This window comes from Azonexus sp. GW821-FHT04F04 (genome assembly GCF_059420025.1).
On sequence record NZ_JBWKSX010000002.1, the window covers coordinates 413331 to 430030 of the forward strand.

At 62.1% G+C, this 16700-nt stretch carries 14 protein-coding genes; 3 read left to right on the forward strand and 11 right to left on the reverse strand.

Annotation, left to right across the window (positions count from 1 at the left end):
- Positions 1-61: 61 nt before the first annotated feature.
- The 5 genes from AC07TV_RS07315 to AC07TV_RS07335 form a co-directional block, all read right to left on the reverse strand.
- The gene (locus tag AC07TV_RS07315) at positions 62-3439 is read right to left on the reverse strand and encodes a transglutaminase family protein (RefSeq protein ID WP_494647735.1); all 3378 of its coding nucleotides are present in this window, start codon (positions 3437-3439) and stop codon (positions 62-64) included.
- Between the two features lie 169 nt (positions 3440-3608).
- Positions 3609-4031: a VOC family protein gene (locus AC07TV_RS07320; protein ID WP_494647736.1), complete on the reverse strand. Its 423-nt coding sequence runs from the start codon at positions 4029-4031 to the stop codon at positions 3609-3611.
- A 137-nt stretch (positions 4032-4168) separates the two neighbouring features.
- A complete protein-coding gene (locus AC07TV_RS07325; RefSeq protein ID WP_494647737.1) occupies positions 4169-5863 on the reverse strand; it encodes an ATP-binding protein in 1695 nt (564 codons plus the stop codon).
- Positions 5860-7134 (reverse strand): HD-GYP domain-containing protein, encoded by a 1275-nt coding sequence (locus tag AC07TV_RS07330; RefSeq protein WP_494647738.1) that lies wholly within the window; start codon positions 7132-7134, stop codon positions 5860-5862. The genes AC07TV_RS07325 and AC07TV_RS07330 overlap by 4 nt, the downstream gene beginning before the upstream one ends.
- Before the next feature lie 153 nt (positions 7135-7287).
- Positions 7288-7959, reverse strand: a complete 672-nt coding sequence (locus tag AC07TV_RS07335; RefSeq protein ID WP_494647739.1) for a glutathione S-transferase — start codon at positions 7957-7959, stop codon at positions 7288-7290.
- A 208-nt stretch (positions 7960-8167) separates the two neighbouring features.
- Between AC07TV_RS07335 and AC07TV_RS07340 the strand changes: the two genes are divergently transcribed.
- Together AC07TV_RS07340 and AC07TV_RS07345 are read left to right on the forward strand one after the other, a co-directional pair.
- Complete coding sequence (locus tag AC07TV_RS07340) at positions 8168-8623, forward strand: c-type cytochrome (RefSeq protein WP_494647740.1); 456 nt, start codon at positions 8168-8170, stop codon at positions 8621-8623.
- 18 nt (positions 8624-8641) lie between these two features.
- Positions 8642-10258, forward strand: coding sequence for an NAD(P)/FAD-dependent oxidoreductase (locus AC07TV_RS07345; protein WP_494647741.1), 1617 nt, complete (start codon positions 8642-8644; stop codon positions 10256-10258).
- Here AC07TV_RS07345 and AC07TV_RS07350 read toward each other — a convergent pair whose 3' ends face one another.
- Both AC07TV_RS07350 and AC07TV_RS07355 read right to left on the reverse strand, forming a co-directional pair.
- Complete coding sequence (locus AC07TV_RS07350; protein ID WP_494647742.1) at positions 10259-11350, reverse strand: FUSC family protein; 1092 nt, start codon at positions 11348-11350, stop codon at positions 10259-10261.
- Between the two features lie 66 nt (positions 11351-11416).
- Positions 11417-12631, reverse strand: a complete 1215-nt coding sequence (locus AC07TV_RS07355) for a BaiN/RdsA family NAD(P)/FAD-dependent oxidoreductase (protein WP_494647743.1) — start codon at positions 12629-12631, stop codon at positions 11417-11419.
- A 440-nt stretch (positions 12632-13071) separates the two neighbouring features.
- Between AC07TV_RS07355 and AC07TV_RS07360 the strand changes: the two genes are divergently transcribed.
- Positions 13072-13608, forward strand: coding sequence for a phasin family protein (locus AC07TV_RS07360; protein WP_226498125.1), 537 nt, complete (start codon positions 13072-13074; stop codon positions 13606-13608).
- Positions 13609-13679: 71 nt separating this feature from the next.
- Here AC07TV_RS07360 and AC07TV_RS07365 read toward each other — a convergent pair whose 3' ends face one another.
- The 4 genes from AC07TV_RS07365 to AC07TV_RS07380 are packed head-to-tail and all read right to left on the reverse strand — an operon-like array spanning position 13680 to position 16598.
- A complete protein-coding gene (locus tag AC07TV_RS07365) occupies positions 13680-14102 on the reverse strand; it encodes a nuclear transport factor 2 family protein (protein WP_494647744.1) in 423 nt (140 codons plus the stop codon).
- A gap of 1 nt (position 14103) precedes the next feature.
- Positions 14104-14859 (reverse strand): SDR family NAD(P)-dependent oxidoreductase, encoded by a 756-nt coding sequence (locus tag AC07TV_RS07370; RefSeq protein ID WP_494647745.1) that lies wholly within the window; start codon positions 14857-14859, stop codon positions 14104-14106.
- Complete coding sequence (locus AC07TV_RS07375; protein ID WP_494647746.1) at positions 14856-15377, reverse strand: DUF3833 domain-containing protein; 522 nt, start codon at positions 15375-15377, stop codon at positions 14856-14858. The genes AC07TV_RS07370 and AC07TV_RS07375 overlap by 4 nt, the downstream gene beginning before the upstream one ends.
- Before the next feature lie 3 nt (positions 15378-15380).
- The gene (locus AC07TV_RS07380) at positions 15381-16598 is read right to left on the reverse strand and encodes an MFS transporter (RefSeq protein WP_494647747.1); all 1218 of its coding nucleotides are present in this window, start codon (positions 16596-16598) and stop codon (positions 15381-15383) included.
- Between the last annotated feature and the right edge of the window lie 102 nt (positions 16599-16700).

Sequence of the window (16700 nt, forward strand, 5' to 3'; positions counted from 1 at the left end):
TCTTTTTCTAGCGAAAACAGGCCGTTTCCGGCCTGTTCCCACGGTCAACCCGAATTTTTGATTAAAACCTGCGCAAGTCTAGCGTAAACGGGTGCTCGGCGCTGATCTCCGGCACCTTGACCTGCAGCTTGCCCGGGGTGTGGCCAAAGCGGAAGAAGCGGGCCAGACGGCGGCTTTCGGCCTCAAAGGCATTGACCGGGAAGGTGTCGAAACTGCGCCCGCCCGGATGCGCCACGTGGTACTGGCAACCGCCCAGCGAACGCTGCATCCAGGTATCGACGATATCGAAGACCAGCGGCGCGTGAACGCCGATGGTCGGATGCAGGCACGACGCCGGCTGCCAGGCGCGGTAACGCACGCCGGCAACGAATTCGCCGTTGGTGCCGGTGTTCTGCAGCGGCACCGGAACACCGTTGCAGGTCAGCACGTAGCGGTCGGGCGCCATGCCCTTGATCTTGACCTGGACGCGCTCGACCGAGGAATCGACGTAGCGGACGGTCGTACCTGCACCGCCCTCCTCGCCCATGACGTGCCAAGGTTCGAGGGCGTGACGCAGTTCGAACTCCATACCCTTGACGGCGAAATCGCCGTATTTCGGGAAGCGGAATTCGAAGTGCGGGGCGAACCATTCGGCCTTGAAGGCAAAGCCGGCTTCGGCCATTTCCTGCATGACGTCCTTGAAATCCTGCTCGGCGTAGAACGGCAGCATGAAGCGGTCGTGCAGCTCGGTGCCCCAGCGGGCCAGACGAGCCGGCTCGTAAGGTTGCTCCCAGAAACGGGCAATCATGGCGCGGAGCAGCAATTGCTGGGCGAGCGACATGCGGGCGTGCGGCGGCATTTCGAAGGCACGCAGTTCGAGCAGGCCGAGGCGGCCGGTCGGGCCGTCCGGCGAGTAAAGCTTGTCGATGCAGAACTCGGAACGGTGCGTGTTGCCGGTCACGTCGGTAAGCAGGTTGCGCAGGATGCGGTCGATCAGCCAGGGCGGGACGACGCCGCCCGGCTGCGGAATCTGCTTGAAGGCGATTTCGAGCTCGTAGAGGCTGTCGTTGCGCGCTTCATCGACGCGCGGCGCCTGGCTGGTCGGGCCAATGAACAAGCCGGAGAACAGGTAGGACAGGCTTGGATGATTGTGCCAGTAGGCGATCAGGCTCTTGAGCAGGTCCGGCCGACGGAGGAAGGGCGAATCGTTGGGCGTCGCACCGCCGAGGACGAAGTGGTTACCGCCGCCAGTGCCGGTATGGCGGCCATCGACCATGAACTTTTCGGTGGTCAGGCGCGAGTAGTGGGCCGCCTCGTAGAGGTGGGTGGTCTGGTCAACCAGCTGGTCCCAACTACGCGCCGGATGGACATTGACCTCGATGACGCCGGGATCGGGGGTGACGCTGAAATGCGTCAGGCGCGGGTCGGACGGCGGCGTATAGCCTTCCATGATGACCGGCAGCTTCATCTCTTCGGCCGTCGCTTCGACCGCAGCGACGATTTCAAGGTAGTCGTCGAGCTTCTCGGTCGGCGGCATGAAGACGTAGAGACGACCGTCGCGCGGCTCGGCGCACATGGCCATGCGTGTGATCCAGCCGGCCGATTCCTTGAAGCCCGGCATGGTCTCGGTCGGTTTTTCCCACGCACGGAGCTTGCCGTCGCCGGTGGCCGAGGCGGCACCAGCGGCGCCAGCACCGGCGCTGCCCTGGCGGCTCTGCATCTGCGGCTCGCGGGCACCGGTTTCACCGCTCACGCGGTTACGCAGGGCGGAATAGCTGGCCAGCGGATCGGTTGCCGTTTCGGCATCAGGGACATTGATGTATGGGTAGTCGCTCGTCGCCGTCCAGGGCTGCGAGTCGTAGGGCAAGCGATAGCCCATGGCCGAATCGCCGGGGAACAGGTAGCAACGCTCGGCGCGCAGGAACCACGGGCCGGTCTGCCACTGGTTCCAGACATTCTTCATGATCGGCAGGACGTGGCCGACGGTATAGGTCATGCCCTGGGTGAACACCTTCATGAGGCGCTCGCGCTCCATGGCGTCATCGACACGCGAATCAAAAGGATCGACGTTGCCCGGCAGGCGGCGCTCGCGCCACATGTAGTAATAAACGTCCTCGAAGGCCGGAAAGACGTAGTCGGAGGTCATGCCGAGGCGTTCGGCGACGCGCTTCAGGAAGCGCTGGGCGTGTTCGGCCGTGGCGCCGTAATCGACGCTTTCGTTGGCGTACAGCTCAGGGGCATTCCAGATCGGCTCGCCGTCCTTGCGCCAGAAGCAGTTCAGGCTCCAGCGCGGGAGCTGTTCGCCGGGATACCACTTGCCCTGGCCGAAGTGCATGAGACCGTTCGGGGCGTATTTGCTGCGCAGGCGATGGAAGATGTCGGCCGCGAAAATGCGCTTCGTGGGGCCGAGGGCGGCGGTATTCCATTCGGCACCATCCGGGTCGTCAACCGCGACGAAGGTCGGTTCGCCGCCTTGCGTCAGGCGCACGTCGAGCTTGCCGAGGGTGTCGTCGATCTGGTGGCCGAGGTTTTCGATCTCGCTCCACTGTTCATCGGTGTAGGGCTTGGTGACGCGCGGCGCTTCCCAGATGCGGGTGACCTGCATGTGGTGCGAGAACTCGGTTTCACACTCGTCGAGGCCGCCGGTGACCGGTGCAGCGGATCCCGGTTCCGGTGTGCAGGCGAGCGGGATGTGGCCTTCGCCGGCGAACAGGCCGGACGTCGGGTCGAGGCCAATCCAGCCGGCGCCCGGCAGATAGACTTCAGCCCAGGCGTGGAGGTCGGTGAAGTCGGCTTCAGGGCCGGACGGACCGTCAAGCGACTTGACGTCGGCGGTCAGCTGGATCAAGTAGCCGGAAACGAAGCGTGCCGCCAAACCGAGGTGGCGCAGGATCTGGACAAGCAACCAGGCCGAGTCCCGGCAGGAGCCGGAACGCTTGGTCAGCGTTTCTTCCGGCGTCTGGACGCCCGGTTCCATGCGGATGGTGTAGCTGATGGCCTTTTGCAGGTCGGCATTGAGGGCGACGAGGAAATCAACGCTGCGCAGCGGCTCGCGCGAAATACCATCCATGTACTTCTTGAGTTCGGGCGTTTCCGGCAGTTTGTGCAGGTAGGGCGTCAGTTCGTGGCGTTCCCAGGCCTCGTAGGCGAAGGGTATCTTTTCGGCGTGCGGTTCAAGGAAGAAGTCGAAGGGATTGATGACCGACATCTCGGCCACCATGTCGACCTCGATGCTGAATTCGCGGGTCTTTTCCGGGAAAACCAAGCGTGCCAGGTAATTGCCCTGCGGGTCCTGCTGCCAGTTCACGAAATGTTTGTCCGGACCAATCTTCAGCGAGTAGGACAGGATACGGGTCCGCGAATGCGGACAGGGGCGCAGACGGACGACCTGGGGTCCGAGATTGATCAGGCGATCGTAGCTATAACGGGTAACGTGATTCAGCGCAACATGGATCGACACGAGCTTGCTCCAGACAGAATGATTGAAAGCTTAAAAGCAAGACGCGAACCACCTTGCAAGCCATTGTTTTTAAATAGGCCAAATCTTCACACGCACCTGATGAAAGCCTGATGACAAGTGGCACGCACCAAAAACGTGCAGCACTGTCCTGCCGTACCTGAACCAGAACTTACGAGAGCTTAACGAAACCGGCAGCATCGAGCGCCACAAACGGGTTGAAGCAGACTTCCCACAGGAAGCCGTCCGGATCGGCAAAATAGCCGCGAAAGCCGCCCCAGAAAACCTTGTCGGCCGGGCGGACAAGCGTTGCGCCGACGGCTACCGCTTCTTCCAGCGTGGCGATCACTGCCGCTTCGGAAGGCACGTTGTGAGCCAGTGTAAAACCGGGAAACCCGCTGCCGGTGGGCGCTACGGCCGCATCCTCGGCCAGCGCCTCGCGCTGGAACAGGGCAAAGGCGACCGAACCGGCTTGATAGAAGGCAATCGCCTCCTGGCTGGCCGATGATTCCTGCCAGCCCAGGGCCTTGTAGAAAGCCCGGCTGCGGGCCAGATCGGACACGCCGAGGGTGATGAAGCTGATGGTCTGATTCATGATTTCTGGCGCCTGATTGCAGACTGCAATTTTAAGCGCGTCGATTTCGAAATTTGCCAAATTTTCCGGTTGACCGTGGAAGTCCGTCCACGTCGAACCACACTCGAAAATCGCCGCAATTCAGCATGCCAGCCGGGTCACTTTGTGCCATTCTCCCCGGCGGACTCGCCGGCGGAATAATCAACATGACGCGGCAAAATGACCGTGAATCGCGTGCCCTTGCCGACCTCGCTACTCACTTCGATGCGACCATGATGTTTCTTGACGATGCCATAGGACAAGGAGAGTCCCAGCCCGGTTCCCTTGCCGACGGGTTTGGTGGTGAAGAAGGGCTCAAAAATGCGGCCGAGGTTCTCTGGCGGAATGCCGCGTCCGCTGTCTTCGATTTCAATGCGGATTTCGGCCTCGCTGCTGGCCGTCCGGATGCTGATCTGGCCGTGTTCTTCGATGGCCTGGGAGGCATTGACGAGGAGGTTCATGAAGACCTGGTTGAGCTGCGACGGCGCACACATGATTTCGGGAATGGCGGCGTATTCCTTGACGACCTTGGCTTTGTACTTGAGTTCGTTCCAGACCACGTTGAGGGTGCTGTCGAGCCCCATTTCGAGATTGGCCAGGACGATGTCGGAACTGCTGACGTGGGAGAAATTCTTGAGGTCGCGGACGATGTCCTGAACGCGCTGGACACCGTCGTTGGTTTCGGCCAGCAGGACGTCGAGATCTTCCTGCAGGTAGTCGAGTTCGAGCTCCTTCTTCAACTGGCTGACGCTGGCCTGGGATGCTTCGCCGAGTTCGTGCTCGATTTCGGCATAGGCCTTGAGCACCTTGCCGAGGTCGGCGATGTAGCGTTGCAGCGTGCCAAGGTTGGATTTGACGAAGCCGACCGGGTTGTTGATTTCGTGCGCCACGCCGGCTGCCAACTGGCCGATGGAGGCCATCTTTTCGGACTGGATCAACTGGCTCTGCGCTTCTTCCAGACGGGCGATCAGGGCGGCCTGCTGCTCGCGCTCGGCCTTCAGTTTAATGTTGGCCGATTGCAACTCGCCGGTGCGCTGCTCGACGCGCCGTTCGAGTTCGTCGCGGGATTCGCGCAGGGCATCCTCGGCGGCGACCCGGCGGGTCACGTCGGCAAAGCTGAAAACGCGGCCGACGATGTGTTCGCCGAGATATTGCGGCCGCGACTTGCATTCGAATACCCGCCCATCAGCCAGGTTGAAATGCTCGTCGCTCTCCTCACTGTCCACAATGGCGCTCAGCCTCTCCCGGCAGGCGGCCTGCTCACTCACGAGGCTCGACACGTGGCCGATGATGTCGTCGTCCCTGTGCTGTTCGAGCAGCTCATCGGGAATCGCCCACATGGCCGAAAACATGCGGTTCATGCTGACGATCCGGCCATGCCAGTCGATGGCGAGAATGCCGTTGCCGGTGGCCTCGAGCGTCGCCCGCAGGCGCGACAGCGTCTGTTCGAGCTGCTCCTCGGTCTTGCGTTCCTGGCGGATGTCGCGGGCCTGAACGAGGAGATAGGTTTTGTCCTCGTGCTGAATCAGCGAAATCGATTTCGACACCTCGATAAGCTCGCCATCGGCCCCGCAGTAGAGTCCTTCCTGCCATTCGATGGCGGTAAAGGTGCCAGCGGCGACCTCTTCCCAGTAAAAAACGTCCTGCAGCGAACTTTCGATATCGATGATCTTGCGTTGAAGCAGCTCTTCTTCCGTGTAGCCGAGCAATTGCATGGCCTGGCGATTGGCCCGGACGATCTGCAAGCCATCGGTATCGACGAGCAGAATCATGCTGGCGCTGTGATCGAGCATTTTTTGCTCGAGAGAGATCATTTCTTGCTCCCTTCTTGCCCTTGGCTGGCGTCGAAGTAGTAGCTGACCCGCTTGCGGGGACTCAGGTAGTTGTAGATATGGCGCGGCACCAGGGCCGGCTTGATCGCCTTGGCGATATTGAGGTCGGAATCCTGCGACAGGTCGATCAGGATCGCCTCGTCACGGGGAACGGATTCGTCGTAAACCACGAGAATCGGCTTCATCGGCTGGCTGGTATTGACCGTTGCCACCATGGCCATTGCGCCATTCGACAGCTGCACGACGGTGCCCGGGGGATAGACGCCGAGCCGGCGAATGAGCAGTTGCAACAGGCGCGGGTCGAACTTGCCGCGCAACTTGGCGAACATCAGCGACAAGGCTTCGTGCGGCATCAGCGCGTTGGCGATATTGACCGGATTGCACAGCTCGTCGTAGTAGTTGGCCAGCCCGACGATGCGCGCCAGCAGGTTGATGCCGTCGCCCTTGAGGCGCAGCGGATAGCCCGAGCCGTCGAACATTTCGTGATGCTGGTGGATGATGGCGAGCACGGCAGGCGAGAAACCGAGGCGCTTGCCCAGCGTCACGCCGTAGTCGCAATGCTGCTCGTAGAGATGCTGTTCGGCCTGCGTCAAGGGCTCGACCTTGAGCAGGATGCGGCTAGGGATTTCAGTGCGCCCGATGTCGTGGAACATGGCTCCCATGCCAAGCGCGTTCACCGCCTCCGGCGGGACGCCGAGGTCGCGGGCGAGCATCAGCGAGAGCATGGTGACGTTGAGCGAATGGAAATACAGCTCCTCGCCGCCGGTCATGTCGCCCATGACGTGAATGGCCAGTTCCGGCGCGCTGAGGATCGATTCGGAAATCTGGTTGACCAGCTGATTGGCCGCTTTGACCGTCTCGGCCGGCTTGGTCAGGATGCTTTTCTCGACCTCGCGGATGGTGCTGGCGGTCACGATGAAGGCGTTTTCGATGCGCGCCGCCGCTTCACGCTGGACGCGAATGCGCTCGATCATCACTTTTTTGGCGGCCAGCGCCTGGGCGATAACCGGACTGAGTTCCTCCCTGGCCGGTTGCGCGGCTGGCACGGCCACAGCCTCCGGACTCTCCCGGTCGCTCAGTTCCAGGCTGTAACGCACGCGCTTGAGCCCCAGCCCGCGGATGGTCCGGATCTGCTCCTCGTTCTTGATCTTGAAGTGACCGAGGGCAAATGGATGCTCGAACCAGCGCAGATCAAGATAGACGTAGAGTCCTACCCGGAGGTCGCTGACATCAATGGTGGGATCGCTGTTCACGGTTTTCGCTGGCGGGTGGCTGACAGGCGCGGGATGGACTTGGCCATTCTATCCCTGTCCGGCGTCGGGCCGGCAACCTTACGACAATGGCATTGATCGACGATCCCACGGTCAACCGGAAAAAATGGCCAAAATTGAAATTGCCGGTGGTGCTCAACGCAGGCCGCCATAGTCGTCGACCAACTGGTCGTAATGGGCATGCGCCTCGGTTTCCTCGAGGGCTGCGGCATGCCATTCGAGCATCGCCGGATGGGCCAGCATGGCATCGCGATAAGCGGCGGCAACGGGCGGCAACGGCACGTTGTAGACGTTGAAGCGACAGACGATGGGCGCAAACATGGCATCGGCCACCGAAAAATCGCCGAACAGCCATGGACCGTTGCCGGTGGCAAACTGGCTGCGCGCCTCGGTCCAGATTTCGATAATGCGGTCAATATCGCGCTGGACCTCCGGCGTTGCCGGCTTGCCTTTGAGTCTGAGCTTGAGGTTCATCGGCATGGCCGTGCGCAGTTTGGCAAATCCGGCGTGCATTTCGGCCGAAATGCTGCGCGCCCTGGCCCGCGCCCGGGCGTCGGCCGGCCACATTTGCGAATAGCGCTCGGCCAGCGTTTCGGCAATGGCGATGCTTTCCCAGATCTGGAAGCCATCTTCGTGCAGACAAGGGACGCGGGCATTGCCGGCCAGCGGCTTGAGCGCCGCGTTGTAGTCGCGCCCGGCGACCGACACCATGTGCTCGGTGAAGGGAATGGCGAAATGCTTCATCAGCAACCACGGCCGCAAAGACCACGACGAGTAGTTTTTGTTGCCGATGTAGAGATCGAACATGGCGCACTCCTTGGTTGGGCCGGACTGGCTGAACTTTACCGCAAATCAATGGGGACACAGTGCACACGGCTTGCTACGGTCAACCGGAAATAACGGCCAAATCTGAAATCGGCCAGCGCCGCCCTGCCGAGTGCGCCATACAGCTTCCCAAGCCCGCAGCCCGTATAATTCGCCCTCCCGGGTCCTGCCCTGCTTCCGATCGCCAGCCATGTTCCAGCATTTGAAATTTCCTCTGTTTTTCCTGTTGACCGTAGCAACGCTCGCTGGTTGCGGCGAGGTCGAGGACACGCGGCCGGGTCAGCCGGTGAAGCACCGGCAGATGGCGTTCAAGGAAATCGTCAAGACTTTCGAGCCGATGGGCGTGATGCTGCGCAAGGGCACCTACGACGCCGACAAGTTCCTGCCCATGGCTGAAGCGCTGCTCGCCAAGCGGGATGGTCCGTGGGAGCACTTCGGCGCCGACACCAACTACCCGCCGACCAAGGCGACGGCGGAGGTCTGGAAGCAGCCCGAAGAGTTCGAGAAGAACAAGAAAGCCTTCATCGCCGCCACCGACACCCTGCTCGTCGCCGCGCAGAGCAAGGACAAGGCGCAGGTCGAAAAGGCCTACGATGCCGTTCATGAAGCCTGCAAGACCTGCCACAAGCAGTTCAAGGAACGCTGAGATTTCGGGAACATCCGCATGCTGAGACTGACCGAACTGAAGCTGCCGCTCGACCACGCGGCGGACGCGCTACGCCCGGCCCTGTGCCAGCGACTGGGCATCGCCGACGGCGAGCTGATCGATTTCACGATTTTCAAGCGCAGCTACGACGCACGCAAAAAATCGGCGATCACGCTGATCTACACGCTGGATTTCAATGTCCGCGACGAGCCGGCGCTGCTCAGGAAACTGGCCGATGATCGCAATGTCGGTCCGCGCCCGAATACCGACTACAAGTTCGTCGCCCAGGCCCCGGCCGATCTCAAAACCCGCCCGGTCGTCATCGGCACCGGTCCCTGCGGCCTGCTGGCCGGGCTGATCCTCGCCCAAATGGGTTTCAAGCCGATCATCCTCGAACGCGGCAAAGCCGTGCGCGAGCGGACCAAGGACACCTGGGGCCTGTGGCGCAACAACAAGCTCAACCCGGAATCGAACGTCCAGTTCGGCGAAGGCGGTGCCGGCACCTTCTCGGACGGCAAGCTCTACAGCCAGATCAAGGACCCGCAGCACCACGGCCGCAAGGTGCTCGAGGAGTTCGTCAAGGCGGGCGCACCCGAAGAGATCATGTACGTCAGCAAGCCGCACATCGGAACTTTCCGGCTGGTCAAGATGGTCGAGAACATCCGCGCCACGATCACCGATCTGGGCGGTGAAATCCGCTTCGGCAGCAAGGTCGAGCGGCTGGTCATCGACGACCATCAAGTCCGCGGCGTGGTCATGGCTGACGGCCAGACCATCGCCACCGACCATGTCGTCCTCGCCGTCGGCCACAGCGCCCGCGACACTTTCCAGGCGCTCTACGAGCAAGGCGTTTTCATCGAAGCCAAGCCCTTCTCCATCGGTTTCCGCATCGAACACCCGCAGGCGATGATCGACAAAGCCCGTTTCGGCCCCAATGCCGGCAACGAAATCCTCGGCGCCGCCGACTACAAACTCGTTCATCACTGCGGCAACGGCCGTGCCGCCTACAGCTTCTGCATGTGCCCGGGCGGCCAGGTGGTCGCCGCCACCTCGGAAGAAGGCCGCGTCGTGACCAACGGCATGAGCCAGTATTCGCGCGCCGAACGCAACGCCAACTCAGCGCTCGTCGTCGAAGTGAAGCCGGAAGATTTTCCCGGCGACTACAAGACCAATCCGCTGGCCGGCATCGAGTATCAGCGCCAATGGGAATCAGCCGCCTTTGTCGCCGGCGGCAGCAACTATGCCGCGCCGGCCCAGCGCGTCGGCGACTTCCTCGCCGGCCGGCCGTCCACTGCCCTTGGCGAAGTCGATCCGTCCTACCAGCCCGGCGTGCACATGACTGACCTGGCCAGTTGCGCCCCGGCCTACGTCATCGACGCCCTGCGCGAAGCGATCCCGGCCTTCGACAAACAGATTCGCGGCTTCGCCATGGCCGATGCCATCCTGACCGGCGTCGAAACGCGCACCTCGTCACCGATCCGCATCAAGCGCGGAGCCGACTACCAGAGCATCAACACGCGCGGCCTCTATCCGGCCGGCGAAGGCGCCGGTTACGCCGGCGGGATTCTGTCGGCCGGCGTCGATGGCATCAAGGTTGCCGAGGCGGTGGCTATTTCAATAGCCGAACAACGCTGATCAAGACGCGCTACCCGACGGCCACAGCCGCCGGACATGGCGGCCCAGTTTTTCGCGGAAAGCCGGGCTGTGCAGGCAAAAGCCGCCGACCAGCCCGACCAGCGAGCCGAGCACCGTGTCGACCAGACGCGCTTCAAGAATGACGTTCGGCGCGCCATGGCCGAGTTGGGCGGCATTGGCGAGCAGGATGGTGAGCGGCGTGATGAACACCACGGCCAAGCCGTAATGGCGGACAACCAGCGTTTCGATGATGAAGGCCAAGGCCATCATCATGAGCGAAACGCTCCACTTGTCGAGCGGCAGCATGAGCAAGCCCCATGCGACGACCAGGCCGATGGCCGTGCCGGCAATACGGTGCACCTGCTTGCTCCAGACAGCGCGCAGCGTGGCCCCCTGAATTACGGCAAGGCAACTGACCGGCACCCAATACGGGCGATCCAGTTGAAACAGCTCGGCAAGCACGAGCGAAATGCCGACAAACACGCCGATCACCAGCGAATCGAAGACGACAAAATCGACGTTGAGCGGCGGAAGCGGCTGGACCGGTTGCGCCGGCGCCAGGCGTAGCGCGTACAGGCTATAGAGAAATCCGATCAGGCAGGCAAGCAGGCTGCCCATGGTGAGCAAGCCGACGAAGGTCGGGATCTGCAGGAACTCGACCGGCGAATAGGCCCCGATGGCTGCCGCCATGACAAAAAACAGGCTGCCCGGCGGCGCCACCATGAAATAGCGGCAGAGCATCGACACCGCAATGGCGATGAAGGTCAGCACCGGCACGAAGAGCAGCGGTATGAAGTGGGTCATCACCCCGAGGATGTAGCAGGAACACAGGCCGAAGGCCGAGGCCATGAGCGCTACCAAGCGGTGCGCCAGTGGCGTGGCGGGCAGGTAAAGAAAGGCCAGCCCGCCCATCGACGAGATCAGGCCATAATCGAGGTGATCGAACCACGCCCCGACGAGCAGTGGCAGGCCGATGGCGAGGGCGCCGCAGAAAGGCATCGGCCAGCGCCGGTCACTGGGGTTCAGCCGGGCCAGATGGTGCACTTCGCTACGCAGCCGGGCCCGAAACTTCTCCCATTCTCGCCAGTCCATTACGGCCTTGCCCCTCTTCTGCGCACCATTGAACGAATGCCCATTTTACGTTGATGCCTCGTCGATTCAGGCAAACTGCCCAGCCACCCAGCCCGACGACCAGGCCCACTGGAAGTTGTAGCCGCCCAGCCAGCCTGTCACATCGACCACCTCGCCGATGAAGTAGAGGCCGGGTGCCGCCTTGGCTTCCATGGTCTTCGACGACAGCGCATCGGTCGATACGCCGCCGAGCGTCACCTCGGCCTTGGCAAACCCGAGCGTGCCGGCCGGCATGAGCGGCCAGGCGTTGAGCTTGCCGGCAATCATCTCGAGATCGCGGCGGCCGAGTTCGCCGATCGGGCGAGTGACGACTTTTTCGCCGCCGAGCAGCGCACACCACTCGTGGGCAAAACGCCGGGGCAGACGTTCGGCCAGCAGATTGGGCAGATGCGCCCGACCCTGGCGGTGTTCTTCGAGCCAGGCGCCGGCATCAAGGCCGGGCAGCAGGTCAATCTCGACGGGCTGCTTCTTGCCGCTGCGGTATTCCTGCATCTGCCAGTAACTCGAAATCTGCAGGATGGCCGGGCCGGACAGGCCGCGATGGGTGATCAGCACGTTTTCGCGGAACTGCGCGCCGTCAAATTGGGCGACGGCGTCGAGCGTCGAGCCGGCCAAGGGCTTGATCGGCTCAAGCACCTCGGGGGCAAGGGCGAGCGGGACGAGGGCCGGCTTGGGTGGGACGACGGGAATCCCGAACTGCTCAGCCAACCGATAGCCGAACGGGCTGGCGCCGATTTTCGGGATGGCCAGGCCGCCCGTGGCGACGACCAGGGAGTTACATGAAAAACGGCCTTTTTCCGTGTCGACCGTGTAACGCCTGGCGGTTTCGCCTGGATGGCGCTCAATGTGCTGCACGGCACAGGGAAAAGCCCATTGGACGCCGGCGTCGTCGCAGGCATCGCGCAGCATGTCGATGATCTGCTCGGCCGATTCGTCGCAGAAAAGCTGGCCGTGCTCGCGCTCGTGATAGGCGATGCGCCGCTTGTCCATCATCGCGATGAAATCGAACTGCGAGAAGCGCGCCAGGGCCGAGCGGCAGAAATGCGGGTTCTGCGACAGGTAGTTGTCGGCACTGACCGTGCGGTTGGTGAAATTGCAACGCCCGCCCCCTGAAATGCGGATGCGTTCGCCAAGCGTCGCGGCGTGATCGACGATCAGCACGCGCCGGCCACGCGCCCCGGCCTGGGCCGCACACATCATGCCGGCCGCGCCGGCGCCAATGACGATGATGTCGAAATGCATGGGGTCCGATCGGGAGAAATAGCTTGCGCAGAAACGGGGCGGATTCTATCACCCGGGACGGGAACGCCCCGGCTTGACCCCGTTGAGTCACCCAATCGAGGCACGCGTCGCCCGGCAGGAACGTTATTTGTTGTAAACGCAACAACCCAAATATGAATTCATAATGCATAATCATCACGCGCTAACCAGCCCGAGATACTGTTTCAGAAATTACATGGAATTACCATGGCAGAATGCTTTTCAGGCATTTTGATCAGAAAATTACGGAATCCGTGATCACATTTATGCAATACGTTTGAAACAGATGTTTGCCACACTGGCTTGAATCTCTTTACCCAGGCCATACCGACAGCATTGCTGCAATGCAGCATTTTGTTAAAAACATTGTTACAATGCACCCGCTGCAACCATTTACTTACCCAAAATTCTAGGAGCGTCCAATGTCCATCAATCCCGAGCAGTTCGCCGCCGCAAACAAAGCCGCTGTTGATTCCCTGTTGTCCGTCGCCAACACCGCCCTGGCTTCCGCTGAGCGCATCGCCAGCCTGAATCTGGAAACCGCCCGTTCCGTTCTGGAAGACTCCGTCTCCAACGCCAAGGCCCTGATGGGTGCCAAGGATCCGCAAGAAGCCCTGTCCATCCAGGCTTCCCTGGCCCAGCCGAGCGTCGAGAAGGCTGTTGCCTACTCCAAGTCGGTTTACGAAATCTCTACCGAAACCCAGGAACAACTGGCCAAGATGGTTGAAGCCCAATTCGGCGACTTCCAGAAGAACGTTGCTTCCATGCTCGAAAAGGCTGCCAAGTCTGCTCCGGCTGGTTCCGACGTTGCCGTTGCTGCCGTTCAGAGCGCCATCGCTGCCGCCAACTCGGCTTTCGACAACATGCGCAAGACCGCCAAGCAAGTGACCGAAATGGCCCAGACCAACATGGCTGCCGCGACCAGCGCCACCGCCAAGGCTGTCAAGAAGTCCAAGTAATTTTCAGCCTCGGCTGAAGCAGAAAGGCCCGCATCGCTGCGGGCCTTTTTCTTTGCAGCATGCCTGAAAACTCAGGCCGCCAGCATGCGTCGCAAGCCGCGCATCAATGTCCCGATGGCGGGCAATTTCATGTACAACTCCTCGGCAGCATCCCAGTAGTCGCGGTGGTAGCAGACCTTGCCGCCGGCGTCGAATTTGAGATGCGACACGCCGCGCATGAGCTGCGCCTCGCCCTTCCCCCACAACTTGACGCGGTAATGGAACTCCCAGACCAGCATGGCGCCATTCTGATCGGCGACCTTTTCGGTGACGACGAAACGCGGCTCGGCGACCTGCCCGAACATGTGGGTGAAGATGCGCTGAATGGCCGGCAGGCCGCGAACTTCGTTGAACGGGTCCTTGAAATAGGCGTTGTCGCTGTAGAACTCGGGAAAGCGGGCGACGCTGGCCGGGGCGAATTCGTTGTAGAAGACGATCAGTTCGTCGAGGGTCATGTCAGCCTCCGGTGAAGCGGCGAATGAGCGGAAAGTACCAGCGGTAAGGGAGCAGAGCGAAGAGCTTCATGAGGCGGGTAAAGCGCTTGGGAAAATGGATTTCGAAATTGGCCGATTTAAAGCCGTCGACCGTGGCAATCGCCGCCTGTTCCGGCGTCAACAGTGCCGGCATGGTGAAATCGTTCTTGGCGGTCAATTGGGTTGAAACGAAGCCGGGGTTAATCACCCAGACGCCGATGCCCTTTGGCGCCAGATCGAGGTGCAGCACTTCGGCAAAATGAATGAGTGCCGCCTTGCCCGGCCCGTAGGCCAGCGCCTTGGGCAAGCCGCGATAACCCGCGACGCTGGCGACGAAGGCGATGCCGCCACCCGGTTTGAGGTCGGACAAAACGGTGGCGGCGAGACGCATGGCAGCGTTGAAATTGACGGTGACGACCTGCTCGGCGACGGCCAGATCGAAGTTGTCGGCGCGCATTGGAACGTAATCGCCAGCCAGATAAATGACCAGGTCGACGCCACCCCAGGCAGCCAGCAATTTTTCGCGAGCGGCGCTCAGGCTGGCGACGTTGGTTGCGTCGCACGGCAACAGCAAGGCATTAGCGATGGCCAGGGCAGCCAGTTTGTCAGCGCTCCGGGCCGACAATGCCAGCCTTGCTCCGCGGTCTGCCAGTTCGTTAGCGACGGCGGCACCGATACCGCTTGAAGCGCCGACCAGCCAAACGCGCTTGCCCTTCCAGTCGGTGATGATCGGGTTCATCGTTTTACGAAGGTCAGCGTCACTTCGCCCAGGTTGAAGCCCCATTTCGACATGTAGGAGCGGTTCATCATGACCTTGTCGTCCATCAGGAACATCCAGTCGTCGAAATCGACGTTGTAGACTTTGCCGTCAACGGGCAGGGCCAGCACGTAGCGCCAACGCAGGGCATTGCCGGAAACTTCGCCGATGGCCTCGCCGACGACATCGTCAGCCCGGCCGCGGAAGGTGCCGTCGGCCTGTTTGGTCAGCGTCCAGACCCGGCGCGAGGTGGTGCCGTCGGACCACTTGAAGTTCTCGTCGAGGACGCCGGTGTCGCCTGCCCACTTGGCATCAATGACGACGTGGAAGCGTTTTTGCACCTCGCCGGAACGGCCCTGGAACATGCCCCAGGCGTCGAGTGTGCCGTTGAGGTAAGTCTTGAGATCGAGGGCCGGCTGTTCGGCCCGGTATTGTTCGACGCCGGTCGAGGCGCAACCGGCCAGACCAAGGGTGAAAGCGGCAGCAAGCAAGAGTTTCATGATTCAGATCTCCAGAGAATGGCGCCAGCGCCAGAGCAGCGCGCCGGCCAGCGCCTTGAAGGCTAGTGGCAACAGCGCATAGGCAAAGGTCAGCGCGGGCAGCCCGGCGCTACCGCCCGGCACATAGCCGAGCGCACCGAGCAGGGGTAGTGAAAGCCCGGCGGCGAGCGCCAGGTTGAGTTTGGCAACAAAGTTCCAGACGCCGAAGCAGGCCCCGGCCTGCCCCTGACGTTCTCCTAGGTCCGCTGCAATCGCAGCCGGCAGCGCGAGATCGGCACCGAGGGCCAGCCCGGAGGCGATGCAGATGATGGCGAATGGCCAAACATCGCCAGAGCCAAGCAGGCTGGCGCCGGCGAAGGCGACAATTGAAACGCCCATCGCCAGCAGCCAGGCAAAGACCCGTCCGCGCCGGGCCGAGAGCATGACCCAGAGCGGCAGCGAGGCAGCACCGGCGATGAAGTAGAGGGCGAGCAGCGGGCCGCTGGCGGCTTCGGCCTGCAACACGTCGGCGACGAAGAACAGGAAGAGCGTGGCCGGCAGCGCGGCGGCGATACCGTTGGCGACGAAGACGATAAGCAGGCGGCGGAAGGCTTGGTCGGCGAAGACGCGGCGCAGGCTGGGCAGCAAGGGCTGGCTGGCAGCGAGCACCGGCTTGCCGACGCCAACACGGCTGAAGGTCGTGACCGCAGCGATCAACAACAGCGGTGGCAGTATCCAGCTCAAGCGGGCGATCCCGTCGCTCAAGCTGGCCGCCAGCACGGCGGGCAGCGCAGCGGCGAGGACGACGCCGAGCAGGCCGAAGCCCTCCCTTGCTGCGGTCAACCGGGTTCTCAGGACCGATTCCTCGCCAATATCCGCCCCCCAGGCCTGGTATGCCACGCTGGCGGCCGAGAAGCCGAGATAAGTCAGCGCCAGCGATCCGAGCAGCCAGAGCGCAACATTCTCGTCCGGCGGATTGAGCAGCGCGACGAAGCCGACGGCAAACGGCAGCAAGGCCAGCGCCACCATGCGCGGGCGGGAAACGCGGTCGGCCAGCCAGCCGAGCCAGGGGTCGATGCCGGCGTCGAGCAGGCGGGCGCCGAGCAGGATGAAGCCGAGAAGGGCCAGTTCCATGCCGGCGGTTTCGGCGTAGTAACGGGGGACGTGGACGTAGATTGGCAATGCTGCGAAGGCCAGGGGGAGGCCGAGCAGGCCATAGGAGAGGATGCGACCGTTGGTCATTGTTTGGTGCCTGACGATTGGCTTGGGGTTCCGCCCTTGCGGGGCGTCTCACTTTTTCTTGCTTCGCCAAGAAAAAGTAAGCAAAAAGAAGGCGACCCTGGG